A 14,706-nucleotide genomic window follows, 5' to 3' on the forward strand; every position below is an offset into this window, starting at 1 on the left:
AGTAAATGAAGCTCCTGTCGTGTAACGCCGGTTACCTCCTCGATTACGAAGGCGCATACCACGAGTACGTCCTCCGCCCCCACAGGGGACTCGTCGGCAGCAAACGCGCCGAGGAGAACGCCATCTCGCAGCTGGTCGACCTCATCAGCGACGAACAGCCCGACGTGGTCGGCCTCGTCGAAGTCGACCAGGGCTCGCTGCGTACCCGGACAGACGGTCAGGTCACAGATATCGCCGGTCGACTCGACCAGCGCGGGCTCGTCTATCAGCCGTACGCGGCGACAAAATACGGCGACGGCGGCGTCATTCCCTCGATGCCCGTTCTCCAGCACCTCGCCAACGGCGTCCTCGTCAGCGACGGCTACGAGACGACGACCCACTACCTCGAAACGGGGCCGAAACGGCTCGTCATCGAGGTCTCGACACCCGAGGTCGATATCTTCAACACGCATCTGGCGATGAGCGGCCGGGCACGGCGAAGCCAACTCGACGAGCTCGCCGCGCTGGTGAGCGGGCGCAAGAACCCGGTCGTCGCCGGCGACTTCAACACGTACAACGGCCTCGACGAGGTCCGCGCCGCCTTCGAAGACACCGACCTGACGGTCTACAACCCCGGCGAGACGGTCCCGCCGCGCCCGCTCGACGGCGTCGTGACGGACACGCGGACGCTCGATTTCTTCATCGCCCCCGCAGAGATGCCTGTCTCGCGGTGTGAGGTACTCGACGTGCAGGTGTCGGACCACCGGCCAATCGTCATGGAGTTCGACCCCGCTCAGTAAGCCACGTCCTCGGCAAACCGTTCGTCGTACCGGGAGGGGTTAGTCGGCTCGTCGTCTTTGAGCACGACACGGGCGAACTTGTCCCAGGAGTTCTCCTTCGAGAGGTGTGCAAACTCGGCGCGGCGCTTGAGCAGGTGTGCAAGGCCGTCGTTGCGGTAACACCGTCGCTGGGCCCCGTCAGCCAGCGCTGTCGCGAGTTCCTCGGGGCTCGTGATGGCGCGCTCGAACTCGACCCATGCCTCACCAATCGTCGTCGGGAGGTGGCTGTACGAGGAGACGTAAGTCGGCAAGTCGAGGTCGCTCGCAATCGATTTCATCCGGCGGGTGTGAAACCACCAGTTCTTCGGGCAGAATACCTCGACGGCGTCGAAAGCATCCCGATACTCCCGGAGGTCGTCGGCCCCGAGACTCATCGTGAGAAACTCCGGATGAGGGCCGAGTACCGTCTCGCCGCGGCGCTCGATTTCGGTCATTGTCGCCTCGAAGGTCAGAAAGTCCGGAATCGGCTCGTCGGGGTCGATGACGAGTACGTGTCGCCGGCGGTTCCAGCGGTCAGCGAAACACTCCCGAGCAGGGACAACCAACAGCTCTTCGTCAGAGTACGCGCGAGCACGCTCCCGGATATCGGAGAGATGAGTGAAATGTGGGGCGTAGACAAGAACATCGAGGTCGGCCTGCTTCGCCCGCCGGACGACCTCGTCGTTGAGTATCTTGACGTGGAGGTCGACCCGCGTCGACACAGCAGCTGTCATTGCACGAGTATTCGGCAGACGCCGTATAGTGTATTTCGGACTGGAGCGCAGAAACGGCCGTCAGGCGAACGTCCGGGAGACCTCGTCGTCGGTCTCCTCCTGCTGAATCTTCGCGTGGGCGTTCTCGAAGTCCTCCATCCGGACCTCGGTCCGGTCGTCCCGGATGGCGAACATCCCGGCCTCGGTACAGATAGCCTTGATGTCGGCACCGGATGCGTCCTCGACCATCTCCGCAAGCGCCGCGAAGTTGACGTCGTCGGTAACGTTCATCGACCGGGTGTGAATCTTGAAAATCTGTTCGCGGCCCTCGCCGTTTGGCTTTGGCACCTCGATGAGGCGGTCGAACCGACCGGGGCGGAGGATAGCGCGGTCGAGCATGTCGAAGCGGTTGGTGGCGGCGATGATGCGGATATCGCCGCGGTCCTCGAAGCCGTCCATCTCGGCGAGCAGCTGCATCATCGTCCGCTGGACTTCCGCGTCGCCCGAGGTCTTCGAGTCGGTCCGTTTTGCGGCAATCGCGTCGATTTCGTCGATGAAGATGACCGCCGGCTGGTGCTGGCGAGCGAGTTCGAAGAGGTCCCGGACCAGCTTCGCACCCTCGCCGATGAACTTGTGGACGAGCTCGGAGCCTGCCATCTTGATGAACGTGGCGTCGGTCTGGTTGGCGACGGCCTTGGCGAGCATCGTCTTCCCCGTCCCTGGCGGACCGTACAGGAGGACGCCGGCGGGCGGCTCGATGCCCACGTCGCCGAACATCTCTGGGCTCTTGAGGGGCATCTCGACGGTCTCGCGGACCTCCTCAATCTGGTCGGTTATGCCGCCGATATCAGAGTAGGTAACCGACGGACTCCTGTCGACCTGCATGACACGAGCGCGCACGTCGGTCTCGTCGTCGAGGGTCTGGACGATAGAAAGCGAGTTGTTGACGGCGACGCGGGCGTCCGGTTCGAGGTCCTCCCGCATCTCTTCGGTGACCTCGGTGAGCGCCTCCTGGTTGTTGCCGTGCTGTTTGATGATGACGCCGTCGTCGGTGATTTCCTGGACCGTGGCGACAAACAGCGGCGACTGCTTGAGCTTCTTGTTTTCGTGGGTCAGCCGCTCTAGCTTCTGCTGGTATTTGTTATTCTCAGCGTTTGCATCGAGCAGCTTGTCCCGCATCTCCTCGTTCTGGGACTCAAGCACATCCACGCGCTCTTCGAGCGATTCTATCTTCTCCTGTTTGGACGTGTCTTCGTCGTACGGTAGATCGACATCGTCCACGGTGTCGGTCATTACACTACTATAGCGCTTTCATTAATAAGAGGTTTCGGGTACTGCTCAATTTCTGAGACGGCCGAAACGTGCGATATAATAACTCAAGATAATATATCTATGTAGTAAATATTATTAGTCAGCATCACACAGAACTGTATACGATGAGCACCTCAGAGACGGTCCACAGTCCGACAGAATCGAGCCACGAGAAGCTTCAGGAGCTGCCCCCGAGTGCGAAACTCGTCGCGAAGGTACTGGAGTACAACGACACCCTCACACAGAGCGAACTCGCCGAGGAGACGCTGTTGCCCTCCCGGACGGTCCGGTACGCGCTGACCAGACTGGAAGACGCTGGCGTCGTCGATTCGCGGTTCTCGTTTGTCGACGCCCGCAAACGAGTCTACACGCTGGCCGAATAACGAGAGGCCAGCACCGTTATACTGCGTCTTGCCAACTCATTACTCAGGGTTCGGCGGGTTCTGGCTGGTTGTCCCGTCGTCGCAACCGTCGCGGCAGTCGGTAGCCTCTATTTCGCCGAGGTGGTGAACTACCTCCCCTGTGAGCTGTGCTGGTACCAGCCCATCCTCATGTATCCCCTTGTCGTCGTCCTGGGCGTCGCTGCCTACGAAGGAAACACTAGTGTCTGGAAGTCTGGACTCCCGCTCTCGGTGCTCCGCCTCGGGGTCGCGGGCTCCCATACGTTCATCCAGGTTGCCCCGGACGCGGTGTCCTCGACGTGTACGGTCGGCGGCTGTACCGGGGTCGTCTGGCGGGGGCTCGGGTTGTTCACGATTCCGCGGCTCTCGCTGACGGCATTCGAACTCGTGGCCGCCGGGTTGGTCGTCGCACGGGCCGACCGCCGCTAGTTTCACTTTCGCGGTGCTCTCCGAATCCATTTAGGAGGGCCACTCCTACCGGCAGACAATGACGAGGATACTCCATACGGGTGATACGCACCTGGGCTACCAGCAGTATCACCGGCCTGCTCGCCGGGAGGATTTCACGACGGCCTTCGAGCAGGTCGCAGAGGACGCTGTCGACGACGGCGTGGACGCGGTCGTCCACGCGGGCGACCTCTTTCATGACCGCACGCCGACGCTGTCTGACATCATGGGCGCGATGTCGGTGTTGCGGATTCTTGACGACGCCGACGTGCCGTTTCTGGCTATCGTCGGCAACCACGAATCGAAACGGAACCGCCAGTGGCTCGACCTCTTCGAGTCGATGGGGCTGGCGACGCGACTCGGGTCGACACCCGTGACTGTCGGAAACACCGCCTTCTACGGGCTTGATTTCGTTCCCCGTTCCCGTCGAGAGAGCTACGACTACGACTTCGCCGACCACGACGACGAGCACGCCGCGCTCGTCTCACACGGCCTGTTCGAGCCCTTCGAGCACGGGGACTGGGACGCACGGGCGGTACTCGAAGCGTCGCCTGTCGACTTCGACGCGATGTTGCTCGGCGACGACCACACGCCACAGACGAAGCAACTGGAGGAGCCGACCGAGGCGTGGCTCACCTACTGCGGGTCGACTGAGCGCGCGAGCGCGAGCGAGCGCGACGAGCGCGGCTATAACCTCGTGGCCTTCGACGAGGGCGTCGACATCCGCCGGCGCGGACTCGACACGCGGGACTTTGTCTTCGTTGACGTCGAACTCAAGGAGGGCGAAGGGAGTCGCGTCATCCGCGAGCGCATCGAGGAGTACGACGTGACAGACGCCGTCGTCATCGTCACCGTCAGCGGCGAGGGCGAGGAGGTGATGCCGGCCGGCATCGAGGAGTTCGCCGAGGAACGGGGCGCGCTCGTCACCAGAGTCAACGACGGGCGCGAGCTGAACGAGGAGACAGAGACCGAGGTCAGCTTCGCCGACCCGGACGAGGCGGTCCGCGAGCGCGTCCAGGAGCTCGGGTTGAGCCCCGCTGCCCGCGAACTCGACGAGACAGTCCGGGCCAGCAAAGTGCCGGACTCGAACGTCGCCGACGCCGTCGAACGCCGTGTCACGGAGGTCATCGACTCTGACGACGGCGTATTCGAAGGCGTAGAAGAGAGCGACGACGAGAGCGATACCGCCGATGGGCAGGTCACGATGGAGGACTACCGATGAGATTCGACCGAATCCGGCTCCAGAACTTCAAGTGCTACGAGGACGCGGAGTTGCGTCTCGACAGCGGCGTGACGGTCATCCACGGGCTGAACGGCAGCGGGAAGTCCTCGCTGTTGGAGGCGTGTTTCTTCGCGCTGTACGGCTCGCGGGCGCTCGATACGACCCTCGACGAAATCGTTACTATCGGGGCCGAGGAGACAGTCGTCGAACTCTATTTCACCCACGGCGGCGACTCCTACCACATCAGACGACGAATCCGGGCCACCGGCAGCGACGCCCGGACCGCAGAGTGCGTGCTGGAGGGTCCAGGCGGGACCACCGAGGGCGCAACCGACGTGCGAAGCCGCGTCACGTCGATGCTCCGGATGGACACAGAGGCGTTTGTCAACTGCGCGTACGTCCGGCAGGGCGAGGTCAACAAGCTCATCAATGCCTCGCCGTCGGTCCGTCAGGACACCCTCGACGACCTTCTCCAGCTGGGCAAGCTCGAAGAGTACCGCGACCGCGCGAGTGATGCCCGCGTCGGTGTCGGCCGAGTGCGAGACGACAAACAGGGCGCACTCACAGAGGTCGACGAACAGCTCGAAGGGAAAGAGGACAAAGGCCTCCACCAGCAGCGCAACGCGGTCGAGACAGAGCTCTCGGAGGTCGAATCCAAGATTGAACGGTACGAACAGAACCAGTCCGAGGCCGAGCAGAGCCGCGAGGAGGCAGCCGAGGTTATCGAGACCTACGAACAGAAACGGGCGGAGTTGGCGGAGGTCGAGGAGGATATCGACGGACTCCGCGAACGGATTCAGGAGACCGAGCGCGAGCGCGAAGAGTTCGCCGAACGCGCAAGCGAGTGCCGGGAAGAGCTGACCGAGACACGCAAGCAGCGTGACGACCTCGTCGACACCCTCGGCATCGAGGCCGGTAACGAGCTCGCGCCTCGCGTCAGCGAGCGTATCGAGGCCGTCGAGGCCGAGATAGAGGAGGTGACAGAGGAGATTCGCGAGCTGAGCGTCACGAAAACGGAACACGACAACGAGGCCGAACGCCTCGCAAGCGAGGCCGACGAGCTCGAATCGACCGCCGAACAGAAGCGCACAGAAGCCGACGAACTGGCAACAGAGGTAAGCGAAACAGAGGCGAAGCTGGCCGAGCGCCGCGAACGGCTCGACGAGATGACCACGGAGATCGAGGAGAAGCGCGCGGCCTTCGACAACGCACCGGTCGGAGTCGGCGAGGCGAGCGCGTACCGCGAAGAGATTGCCGAGGAGCTTGGGGAGATTCGCGAGCGCCGAACCGCGCTGGCGGCCGAACTCGACAACGAACGCGAGCGCATCGCGGAGGCCGAGTCCCTGCTGGAGGCGGGCAAGTGCCCCGAATGTGGTCAGCCAGTCGAGGAATCACCCCACGTGTCGGATATCGACGAGCGTCGCGAGCACGTCACGGAACTCGAAGCCGAACTCGACGACACCGAGGCCCGTGAGCGAGAGCGCGACGACGACCTCGAACGCGCAAAAGAGCTCGAAACGCTCGAATCAGAAATCGAGCGCCTCGAATCCGACCGCGAGAACCTCGACCAGATACTCGACGAGCGCGAGGACACAATCGAGGAGAAACGCCAGCGCATCGAACGGCTCCGCGAGGAGGCCGCCGAGAGCGAGGAGGAAGCACAGGCCAGCCGAGAGAGAGCCACGGAGGCCCGCAAACAGGCCACCGAGTGCAAAGAGGAGATTGCAGCGGCGAACAAGCAGAAAGCCGAACTAAGCGAGCGCCGCGACACTCTCGAAACACTGCTCGACGTCCTCGAAGCGATTACCGGACTCGAAGAGGAGCGCGAGAGCCTGCAGCGCCAGCGCGCGGAGAGAGAGGAGGTCAACGACGAACGCCGCGAGCGGCTGGGCGAGCTACGCGAGCGCCGGAGCGACCTCCGCGAGGAGTTCGACGAGGACCGCATCGAACAGGCCCGCAAACAGAAACAGAAAGCCGACGCATACCTGGAGGAGGTCGCCGAGACGCTCGCAGAGCTCGAAGACAGGCTGGCGGCCCTCCAGGGGAAGCTCGGAGGCATCGAGACCGAGATAGAGGCGATGGAGGAGCTACGCCAGCGCCAGGCGGAGCTGCGCGAGACCGTCGAGCGGCTCGATTCGCTGTACGACGAGGCCGAACAGCTCGAAGAAATGTATCGGACGCTCCGCTCGGAGCTTCGCCAGCGCAACGTCGAGAGCCTCGAACGCCTGTTGAACGAGACCTTCGAGCTGGTCTACGAGAACGACACCTACTCGCGCATCGAGGTCGACGGCGAGTACCGGCTGACGGTGTTCCAGAAAGACGGCGAACAGCTCGACCCCGAGCAGCTCTCGGGCGGCGAGCGCGCCTTGTTTAACCTCAGCCTGCGGTGTGCCATCTACCGGCTGCTCGCCGAGGGTATCGAGGGGACCGCGCCGATGCCGCCGCTCATCCTCGACGAGCCGACGGTCTTTCTCGACGCGGGACACGTCTCCCAGCTGGTCGAACTCATCGACGCGATGTACGACCTCGGCGTCGAGCAGATTCTGGTCGTCAGCCACGACGAGGAACTAATCGATGCGGCCGACACCCTGGTGACAGTCAGGAAGGACTCGACGACCAATCGCTCGACGGTCGAACGGCTGGAGAACCTCCAGGGAATCGACGAGCAGGTGCTCGCTGCGGGTAGCGACTAGACGAGCGAGGCGAGTGCCTCACTTGCCTGTGGGGTCGTCTCGTAGCCGCGTTCGCCGGCGACGGTCGTCTCTGTGACCAGACCGGCCGCGCGTAGCTCGGCGACCATTCCGTGCAGGTCGCTCTCACAGAAATCGTAGGCAGACAGAAGCTCGCGGACGCTCATCGGCCCCTCCTCGTCGAGTTCGACCAACAGCGCGAGCGCCCGCTCCTCGTGGACGGCGGTGAGCAACGAGATTACCTCGTCGGGAATCCCCGTCAGGACCGTCTCGGTCGTCGCAACGTCGTCGACGACCGACAGCTCCTCGTTCGGGAGGTGGCAGCGCTCGCCGGTTTCGGGGTTCCGGACAAGACTCGACTCCTCCGAGCGCTTGAGCAGGAGGTAGCGAGTGCCGTCGCCGTCCTCGACAGTCCGGCGTGTCATCGTCGCCTCCGAATCATGTCGAATCCTCCGTCCTCTCGAACTCACCGGCGTCGAGACGTGCCTTTCCGCGCCGAGTGAGTACCAGCGCGTAGACGAGCAAGACCGCTCCGCCGACGACGAGTGCCGGTCCGCGGGTCGGGTGTGAACCAAAGACCGACAGGACGACACCGAAGACGAGACCGAGAATAGCGACCTTATACAGCGCAACGAGCTTCCAGAACAGCCGCTTGAGATCAGGGTCTGCGTCCGCCGACTTGGAGCGCAACTCCTGTGTGCGGGGCGTCGATACCTCCGCAGTCGGCCGTTTTGGCCGCGGCGCGTCGACCCCGATATCGCTCACCCCACCGTCCGAGCGGCGGTCCTCCGGGAGCGGCTCGTCGAGGTCGCTGAGGCGGTCCTCGTCGGTCACGGGAGATTCTAGAGCGGCGAGGGCAAAGTCCGTTCGGATTTAGGGCTCGTGACCCATCGTCAGGTCGCCGAGAATCGTGTGACAGTCAGAGCAGCGGTACAGCTTGACCAGCCCGTCGGGCTTCTCGTCGACGTACTCGCAGCCACAGGAACACGACTGCAACTGTGCCGGCGGCGTCACGCGTTTCCACTCCATTACCGGTACCCAGGGCCCTAATCAAAAAAGCCTGCTCATAAGTGTCACTCGCTCTGGTCAGATAGCTGAATTTCTTCGAGGGATGGACCAACTGTCGACGAACAGCAGACACCAGAACCCGGTAGCTATAGGATGATAGGGACTCACACAGACCCCATGGACGCAGTCAGACTGCACGAACACGGTGGTACCGAGGTACTGGATGTCGAGACAGTCGACCGGCCGACCCCAGCGGACGGCGAGGTCCTCGTGGAGGTGGCGGCCGCCGGCGTCAACCCCGTCGACACCTACTTCCGTGACGGGTCGTACGCGCCGGTCGCCGTCCCCTTCACTCCGGGCGTCGACTTCGCCGGCACCGTCGCCGCAGTCGGAGATGGCGTCGACCGCCTGTCCGTCGGCGACAGGGTGTTCGGAACGGGCATCGGAAACGGCTCCCATCAGGGCAGCTACGCCGAGTACGCAACCGCTCCCGCGAGCCAGGTGGTCGCGATTCCCGACTCAGTTGCCATGGACGAAGCAGGTGCGGCGGGTGTCGTCGCGGGGACCGCCTGGCGCGCACTAATCGGCCACGCGGGACTCAAGCCGGCAGAGCACTGTCTCGTCCACGGCGGCTCAGGTGGTGTCGGCCACGCGGCCGTCCAGCTCGGGGCCGCCGTCAGCGCACGCGTCGTCACGACCGCTGCCCCCGAATATCACGACACGCTCGCCGACCTCGGCGCGGAGACCGTCCTCGACTACGGGCGCGAGGACCTCGAGGAGGCCGTCGTCGAGGCGACCAACGGCGGGGTCGATGTCGTTCTGGACCACCGCCTCGACGACTACCTCCAGTTCGACGCCGAGGTTGCACGCGAGGGCTGTCGCGTCGTCGGCATCGGCGAGAACAACCCCACGCCAGGGTTCGACGCCGTCGGTGCCGCCCGCTCGAAGGACGTGAGCTACCAGTTCATGAGCCTGTTCAACGCGCCGGACCTGCAGGCAGTGCTGTCGGGCGTTGCCCACCTGATGGCAAGCGGCAAGCTCTCGGTCGAAATCGCCAGCCGCTACGACCTCGCCGAGGCGGGTGAGGCCCAGCGTGCGGTGATAGAAGACTCCATTGTCGGGAAGCTCGTCGTCGAACCGTAATCAGGGTGCGTAGTAGTACTCGCCGGCGTTTTTCTGCTCGCGGTCGAGCTGACTGCCGGGCTTGTTGATACGGGGCCGAGACGTGCGTTCGTCCCGTCGGAAGGTGATTTCGAGGTTCGAGAGGAACTCGTTCATCCCCTCTCGCATCCCCTGTGGTGGGGTCACGTGGCCTTGGACGGCCGGCTCTCCATCGAAGACGAGCAGCCGGTCCGAGAGCAGGTCAATCACGTAGATGTCGTGGTCGATGACCATCGCCGTTGCGTCGTTGTGCTCAGCGTAGCGCCGGATGGCCGAAGTGGCCCGCACCCGCTGTTCGACATCGAGGTGTGCAGAAGGCTCGTCGAGCAGATAGAGATCGGCGTCCTTCGAGAGGCAGGCAGCGATTGCGACGCGCTGGCGCTCGCCCCCAGAGAGGTCAGTGAGGTTCTGTTCCATGATGGGGTCGAGCTGCAGAGGCTGGGCAATCTCGGTCGTCCAGTACGACGAGCCGAAGTCGTTCGTAATCGAGGAGAGGAACGCGTCGACGCGCATTGGCTGGTCGATATCGATGTACTGGGGTTTGTAGGCGATATCGAGGTCAGCATCGACTGTCCCCTCGTCGGAGTCGAGTTTGCCTGCGAGCAGTTTCGCGAACGTCGATTTCCCGATACCGTTGGGACCGACGACGCCCAGAACCTCGCCCTCGCGTATCTCGCCGGAGTCGGCCGACAGCGAGAACTCGCCGTCGCCGTAGCTCTTTTCGAGCGCAGGGTACTCGATGACCGTCTGGCCCGTCGAGTTCGTGGCAGGGGCGTGTTCCTCGAACTCGATGTCCGTCTCGCGGATGCGCATGTTCTCGTTTTCGAGATAGCCCGAGAGGTACTCGTTGATGCCGTTTTTGACCGATTTCGGCGGCGTGATAATGCCGAAGGCTCCGGGCTGGCCGTAGCCGATATGGATGGCGTCAGCGAGCAAATCGAGGATAGCCAGGTCGTGCTCGACGACGAGCATCGACCGCCCCTCGTCTTCGGCGAGTTCACGGATGAGACGGGCGGCGGTCATCCGCTGGCTGATGTCGAGATAGGGAGTTACCTCGTCGAGGAAATAGAAGTCGGCGTCCCGAGCCAGCGTCGCCGCCAGCGCGACTCGCTGGAGTTCGCCACCCGAGAGCGTATCGATGTCCTGGTCGATGACGGGACCGATATTGAGCCGGTCGACCAGGTCGTCGAGCACGTCCCGTTCGTCAGTCTGTTCGAGAAGCGTCCGCGTCGCACCGTCGAACTGGTCCGGAATCTGGTCGACGTACTGGGGTTTGCGCGCGACGGTCATCTCCTCGTCCCGCATTGCTTCGAGGTACTCCTGGAGTGCCGTCCCGCGGTAGGCGTCGAGGACGGCGTCCCAGCCGGATTCGGTGCCGATTTCCCCGAGGTTCGGTGTGAGTTCGTCCGCAAGGATGTGAACCGCGGTCGTCTTTCCAATACCGTTGGGCCCGAGGATACCGGTAACACGTCCCTCCTCGGGTGCGGGAAGGCCATAGAGGGCAAAGCTGTTCTCGCCGTAGCGGTGGACCGGCTCTTCGTCGAGTTCCTGTGGGAGGTTCAGAATCTGAATCGCGTCGAAGGGACATTTCTCGACGCAGATACCACAGGACTCGCCGAGACAGATTTCCTCGGAAATCCAGACCTGGTCTTCGGTCCCCTGGTACGGTTCACCCTCGTCGTAGCGCTCGTCGCGAGTAGTGATACACTCCTTTCCCGTCCGGTTTGGCGGACAGAAGTTGGCACACTCGTAGTTACACCTGTCGGGCTGGCACTGTTCAAGGTCGACGACCGCGATACTGTCATCTGCCATGATTAGAGTGCATCAACCGCGCCGGTTGTCAGGATGATACCCCACGTCAAGAACCACAGAATAAACGTCATCAACGCGATGTAGAGGTTCCCTTTGATGCCGAAATCGTCGACATCGAGTCCGATGAAACGGTAAATCGGGAACTGGACCAACATCGCAGCGAGGACGAGCAACAGCGCCGTGTTGTCCTGTGGGTCCCCGATGTAGAGTTCGGAGACGAACGCGGCGGCCATGCCCGCGAGCGTCGCGCCGGTGGTGACGATTGCGCTTCGCTCGTAGTCGCTGAAGGGGCTCTCTGTCGTATCCTCGTCGGACACGTCTTCGGTTGGTCCCTCGCCCGTCTCTGTCGCCATACACAAGCGTCCGCCACCCGTCCTAAAAAGCCGTTCGTTCCGGCTCCGGCCGTTGCCACGCACAGACAGCCAGCCGAACGCGCCGCTGACGACCAATTTATGACCCGTCGGCGCACAGATACGACGATGACAGAGTCGACCGACGGTGCGTCGCCGTGGCTGTTCCTGTTCGGGCTCGTGCTGTTTCTAGGCACGGCAGTCCTGTTCGTCATCGACCTGGTTCGGGGAGGCGACGTCTTCCGGGCGATACTGGGCAACGCGGTCGGCGCGGTCGTCCTCATCGGCTGGGCAGCACTGGATACAGTACGCGACCCCGAGTCGACGGTGACGAGTGTCGGCGGTGCAACCGGCACCGCACTCCTGCTCTACGCGCTGTATCTGGCCGGGACCGGCGCAATCATCGCGGCCACCGCCCTACTGGGTCACGACTACTTCACCGTTGGTCTGCTGTATGCCGTCCTCGCAGCCGTGGCCGCTGGGCTAGGATATAGTATCTTCCCGACAGGAACTGTCGCCGACAGCGAGGAGAGTGAGACAGAGGGACCCGCCTCGGAGTAGACGCCGGCGTCGATTCCGCCGGTGAGACAGGGTCACGAACCTAATCCCTCAATCTTTATACAGCGTGCGCCAATACAATGAGCCGATGACAGAATCCGACGAGGAGGGCATCGCGGACCTGCCTCCGAGCGCGAAGCTCGTCTACAAGGTGCTCGAATACAACGGGCCCCTGACACAGAAAGGAATCGTCCAGGAGTCGATGCTATCGGCCCGGACCGTTCGATACGCGCTCGAACGCCTCGAGGAAATCGACGTTATCGAGGAGGATGTCTACTTTGCAGACGCACGACAAAACCTCTACGAGATCACCGATGAGGTCGTCGAACCCGAAGCCGCGGTCTCGGACTGACCTCAGGACGGTACCACGGTGATTGTTCGTCCGTGGTCGATTGCCTTCTCCAGTTCTTCGGCGATTGCACTCCCTCGGGAGACCTGAATCTCGCCGCCCCGAGAGACTGTCGCGGTAAAGAGGTACTCGCTGTCTGCCTGGACCTCGACAGTGTCGCCGGCGTGGCCCTCCATCGGAATGATGACGTGTCGAGATGTGATTTCTGGCGTGACAGCCATGCCGGCACCCCCGGTGGTGGTGTCGGCGGTGTTTGGGCGCTCCTCTAGCGTTCGCACGTCGATATCGATACCCAGGCGGTTCTCGATATCCGAGATGCGTCCGCCGCCCTTGCCGATGACCGCCGAGATGTCGTCGTCCTCGACCCAGACGACAGCCGTATCCGGTCCCCGGAGGTCCACCTCGACGTGGCCGTGGGCGACCGAGCGGATCTCGCGTTCGATCTCCTGTTTGGCGATGCGGTCGACGCCCGAGTCGTCGGTTCCACCCCCTTCACCGACAGGAACGGTGACGACCTGTCGGTTGAAGGTGTAAATCTCGTACTCGGTCTGGTCGGTCTCGAAGTCGCGAATCATGATGACCGGCCGGGCGAGGTCCTCCTCCATCAGTCCCTCGGGGACTTTCACCTCGGTCTGGACGTCGTAGACCTTCGTCACGCGGCCGGCCTCGATGTAGACGACGGTGTCGACGACCTGAGGAATCAGGCCCAGTTCGACGCGTCCGATGAGCCGCTGCAAGGCGTCGATAGCCCGGGTGGCGTGGACGACGCCAACCATCCCGACACCGGCCAGGCGCATGTCTGCGAAGACCTCGAAGTCGTCGGTCTTGCGGACCTCGTCGTAGATGGTGTAGTCGGGGCGGACCATCAGTAACGAGTCCGCCGTCTTCGACATCTGGCCCCCAAGTTCGGTGTACTGCGTGATTTCGGGGCCGACCTGGAGGTCCCGTGGTTTCTCCATTGTCTTGACCGCGAAGTCGGCGTCGGTCAGGAACTCCGCGACCGCCTGGGCGAAGGTGGATTTACCGGCTCCGGGCGACCCCGAGATGAGCACGCCGCGCTGTCGTTCGAGCAGGCGCTCGCGGAGGTCGTCGGCGTACTCGTAGTCGTCGAGCGTTGTCTTGACGATTGGCCGGACGGCAGTAATCTCCATCCCGTCGCTGAAGGGCGGACGAGCGATGGCGATGCGGTAGTCTTTGAACTGGACGATGGTCATCCCGGGCTCGTCGAGTTCGACGAACCCATCGGGGCTGATGCGGGCACCGTCCTCGATGTCGGCGGCATACTCGCGCAGGTCACCCTCGGTCAGGGATTGCTCGTCGATGGTCTCGTAGGCCATCTCGCCGATGTCGCCGCGTTTTGCCATCGGCGCGACGCCGACCTTGAGGTGGACGCTCATCGTCGTCTCGTCGAAAAAGTCCTCGATATCGAGGACCTCGAACTCGCGTTCGCGGGGCTCGATATAGCTCACCTCGAACCCTTTGGCGCGGGCGACCTCGGCCTGGACCTCGTCGCTGGTGACCAGTTGGGCCTCGCGCTCGGCTGCGATGTCGCGGATGAGGGCGTCGATATCGCCCTCGTCGGCGTCGCGTTTCTCGGCGCTGGCGGCGCGCCGGCCGACGTACTCGACGGTAATGGTGCCCGCTTCGTCGAGTTCGACGAGTTGCTGCAGCTCTTCGAGACCCTCCCAGCCGGTTTCACGGCCATCGTTTGCCTGCGATTCGAGTTCGCCCACGACCGCCTCCGGAACCGCGACGGTCGCGCCCGCGAACTCGCCTTCCTCGACGCGCTCGGACACCCGGCCGTCGATGACGACGCTCGTATCCGGGACAATTTCCATACGCTAGCTTGCTCGCGGTGATTGATAAGCCTCCGGATGCGGCCGCCGG

The 14,706-nt window shown here is 63.2% G+C and carries 16 protein-coding genes; 8 read left to right on the forward strand and 8 right to left on the reverse strand.

Going from position 1 to position 14,706, the window contains the following annotated elements; genetic code table 11:
* Positions 1-5 precede the first annotated feature (5 nt).
* A complete protein-coding gene (locus tag OSC37_RS08255; RefSeq protein ID WP_267164107.1) occupies positions 6-779 on the forward strand; it encodes an endonuclease/exonuclease/phosphatase family protein in 774 nt (257 codons plus the stop codon).
* Here OSC37_RS08255 and OSC37_RS08260 read toward each other — a convergent pair.
* On the reverse strand, positions 773-1,531 hold the full coding sequence (locus tag OSC37_RS08260; RefSeq protein WP_267164108.1) for a PHP-associated domain-containing protein: 759 nt from the start codon (positions 1,529-1,531) through the stop codon (positions 773-775). The two genes, OSC37_RS08255 and OSC37_RS08260, sit on opposite strands and share 7 nt — an antisense overlap.
* Before the next feature lie 60 nt (positions 1,532-1,591).
* The gene (gene pan1 / locus OSC37_RS08265; protein ID WP_267164109.1) at positions 1,592-2,803 is read right to left on the reverse strand and encodes a proteasome-activating nucleotidase Pan1; all 1,212 of its coding nucleotides are present in this window, start codon (positions 2,801-2,803) and stop codon (positions 1,592-1,594) included.
* A 143-nt stretch (positions 2,804-2,946) separates the two neighbouring features.
* Here pan1 and OSC37_RS08270 point away from each other — a divergent pair, with 143 nt between their 5' ends.
* The 4 genes from OSC37_RS08270 to rad50 are packed head-to-tail and all read left to right on the forward strand — an operon-like array spanning position 2,947 to position 7,584.
* On the forward strand, positions 2,947-3,204 hold the full coding sequence (locus tag OSC37_RS08270; RefSeq protein ID WP_267164110.1) for a MarR family transcriptional regulator: 258 nt from the start codon (positions 2,947-2,949) through the stop codon (positions 3,202-3,204).
* Between the two features lie 21 nt (positions 3,205-3,225).
* Positions 3,226-3,651, forward strand: a complete 426-nt coding sequence (locus OSC37_RS08275; protein ID WP_267164167.1) for a disulfide bond formation protein B — start codon at positions 3,226-3,228, stop codon at positions 3,649-3,651.
* Positions 3,652-3,709: 58 nt separating this feature from the next.
* Positions 3,710-4,891 carry a DNA double-strand break repair protein Mre11 gene (gene mre11 / locus OSC37_RS08280; protein ID WP_267164111.1) on the forward strand — a complete coding sequence of 394 codons (1,182 nt, stop codon included), beginning with the start codon at positions 3,710-3,712 and terminating at the stop codon, positions 4,889-4,891.
* Positions 4,888-7,584 carry a DNA double-strand break repair ATPase Rad50 gene (rad50, locus tag OSC37_RS08285; RefSeq protein ID WP_267164112.1) on the forward strand — a complete coding sequence of 899 codons (2,697 nt, stop codon included), beginning with the start codon at positions 4,888-4,890 and terminating at the stop codon, positions 7,582-7,584. Before mre11 ends, rad50 begins: the two co-directional genes overlap by 4 nt.
* Here rad50 and OSC37_RS08290 read toward each other — a convergent pair.
* The 3 genes from OSC37_RS08290 to OSC37_RS08300 are packed head-to-tail and all read right to left on the reverse strand — an operon-like array spanning position 7,581 to position 8,610.
* Positions 7,581-8,006 carry a DUF7346 family protein gene (locus tag OSC37_RS08290; protein ID WP_267164113.1) on the reverse strand — a complete coding sequence of 142 codons (426 nt, stop codon included), beginning with the start codon at positions 8,004-8,006 and terminating at the stop codon, positions 7,581-7,583. The genes rad50 and OSC37_RS08290 overlap by 4 nt on opposite strands.
* Positions 8,007-8,019: 13 nt before the next feature.
* Complete coding sequence (locus OSC37_RS08295; RefSeq protein ID WP_267164114.1) at positions 8,020-8,415, reverse strand: DUF7322 domain-containing protein; 396 nt, start codon at positions 8,413-8,415, stop codon at positions 8,020-8,022.
* Positions 8,416-8,454: 39 nt separating this feature from the next.
* On the reverse strand, positions 8,455-8,610 hold the full coding sequence (locus OSC37_RS08300) for a hypothetical protein (protein ID WP_267164115.1): 156 nt from the start codon (positions 8,608-8,610) through the stop codon (positions 8,455-8,457).
* A 156-nt stretch (positions 8,611-8,766) separates the two neighbouring features.
* Here OSC37_RS08300 and OSC37_RS08305 point away from each other — a divergent pair, with 156 nt between their 5' ends.
* The gene (locus tag OSC37_RS08305) at positions 8,767-9,732 is read left to right on the forward strand and encodes an NADPH:quinone reductase (RefSeq protein WP_267164116.1); all 966 of its coding nucleotides are present in this window, start codon (positions 8,767-8,769) and stop codon (positions 9,730-9,732) included.
* Here the strand turns inward: OSC37_RS08305 and OSC37_RS08310 are convergent, their stop codons facing one another.
* Both OSC37_RS08310 and OSC37_RS08315 read right to left on the reverse strand, forming a co-directional pair.
* Entirely contained in the window at positions 9,733-11,562 is a 1,830-nt protein-coding gene (locus OSC37_RS08310) for a ribosome biogenesis/translation initiation ATPase RLI (protein ID WP_267164117.1), read from the reverse strand.
* A gap of 2 nt (positions 11,563-11,564) precedes the next feature.
* Complete coding sequence (locus OSC37_RS08315; RefSeq protein ID WP_267164118.1) at positions 11,565-11,915, reverse strand: EMC6-like membrane protein; 351 nt, start codon at positions 11,913-11,915, stop codon at positions 11,565-11,567.
* A gap of 126 nt (positions 11,916-12,041) precedes the next feature.
* Between OSC37_RS08315 and OSC37_RS08320 the strand changes: the two genes are divergently transcribed.
* The gene (locus tag OSC37_RS08320; RefSeq protein WP_267164119.1) at positions 12,042-12,473 is read left to right on the forward strand and encodes a hypothetical protein; all 432 of its coding nucleotides are present in this window, start codon (positions 12,042-12,044) and stop codon (positions 12,471-12,473) included.
* 85 nt (positions 12,474-12,558) lie between these two features.
* A complete protein-coding gene (locus tag OSC37_RS08325; protein ID WP_267164120.1) occupies positions 12,559-12,822 on the forward strand; it encodes a winged helix-turn-helix domain-containing protein in 264 nt (87 codons plus the stop codon).
* Between the two features lie 2 nt (positions 12,823-12,824).
* Here OSC37_RS08325 and OSC37_RS08330 read toward each other — a convergent pair whose 3' ends face one another.
* Positions 12,825-14,657 (reverse strand): PINc/VapC family ATPase, encoded by a 1,833-nt coding sequence (locus OSC37_RS08330; RefSeq protein WP_267164121.1) that lies wholly within the window; start codon positions 14,655-14,657, stop codon positions 12,825-12,827.
* Between the last annotated feature and the right edge of the window lie 49 nt (positions 14,658-14,706).

It is taken from the genome of Halovenus salina (genome assembly GCF_026410925.1).
In the GTDB taxonomy this organism is placed as follows: domain Archaea; phylum Halobacteriota; class Halobacteria; order Halobacteriales; family Haloarculaceae; genus Halovenus; species Halovenus salina.

Excerpts from the sequence above, each read along its gene's own strand:
- rad50 (WP_267164112.1), top strand. The coding sequence starts at position 4,888 with ATGAGATTCGACCGAATCCGGCTCCAGAACTTCAAGTGCTACGAGGAC.
- OSC37_RS08290 (WP_267164113.1), bottom strand. The coding sequence starts at position 8,006 with ATGACACGCCGGACTGTCGAGGACGGCGACGGCACTCGCTACCTCCTG.
- pan1 (WP_267164109.1), bottom strand. The coding sequence starts at position 2,803 with ATGACCGACACCGTGGACGATGTCGATCTACCGTACGACGAAGACACG.
- OSC37_RS08255 (WP_267164107.1), top strand. The coding sequence starts at position 6 with ATGAAGCTCCTGTCGTGTAACGCCGGTTACCTCCTCGATTACGAAGGC.
- OSC37_RS08310 (WP_267164117.1), bottom strand. The coding sequence starts at position 11,562 with ATGGCAGATGACAGTATCGCGGTCGTCGACCTTGAACAGTGCCAGCCC.
- OSC37_RS08320 (WP_267164119.1), top strand. The coding sequence starts at position 12,042 with ATGACAGAGTCGACCGACGGTGCGTCGCCGTGGCTGTTCCTGTTCGGG.
- OSC37_RS08315 (WP_267164118.1), bottom strand. The coding sequence starts at position 11,915 with ATGGCGACAGAGACGGGCGAGGGACCAACCGAAGACGTGTCCGACGAG.
- OSC37_RS08305 (WP_267164116.1), top strand. The coding sequence starts at position 8,767 with ATGGACGCAGTCAGACTGCACGAACACGGTGGTACCGAGGTACTGGAT.
- OSC37_RS08260 (WP_267164108.1), bottom strand. The coding sequence starts at position 1,531 with ATGACAGCTGCTGTGTCGACGCGGGTCGACCTCCACGTCAAGATACTC.
- OSC37_RS08330 (WP_267164121.1), bottom strand. The coding sequence starts at position 14,657 with ATGGAAATTGTCCCGGATACGAGCGTCGTCATCGACGGCCGGGTGTCC.
- mre11 (WP_267164111.1), top strand. The coding sequence starts at position 3,710 with ATGACGAGGATACTCCATACGGGTGATACGCACCTGGGCTACCAGCAG.
- OSC37_RS08300 (WP_267164115.1), bottom strand. The coding sequence starts at position 8,610 with ATGGAGTGGAAACGCGTGACGCCGCCGGCACAGTTGCAGTCGTGTTCC.
- OSC37_RS08270 (WP_267164110.1), top strand. The coding sequence starts at position 2,947 with ATGAGCACCTCAGAGACGGTCCACAGTCCGACAGAATCGAGCCACGAG.
- OSC37_RS08325 (WP_267164120.1), top strand. The coding sequence starts at position 12,559 with ATGACAGAATCCGACGAGGAGGGCATCGCGGACCTGCCTCCGAGCGCG.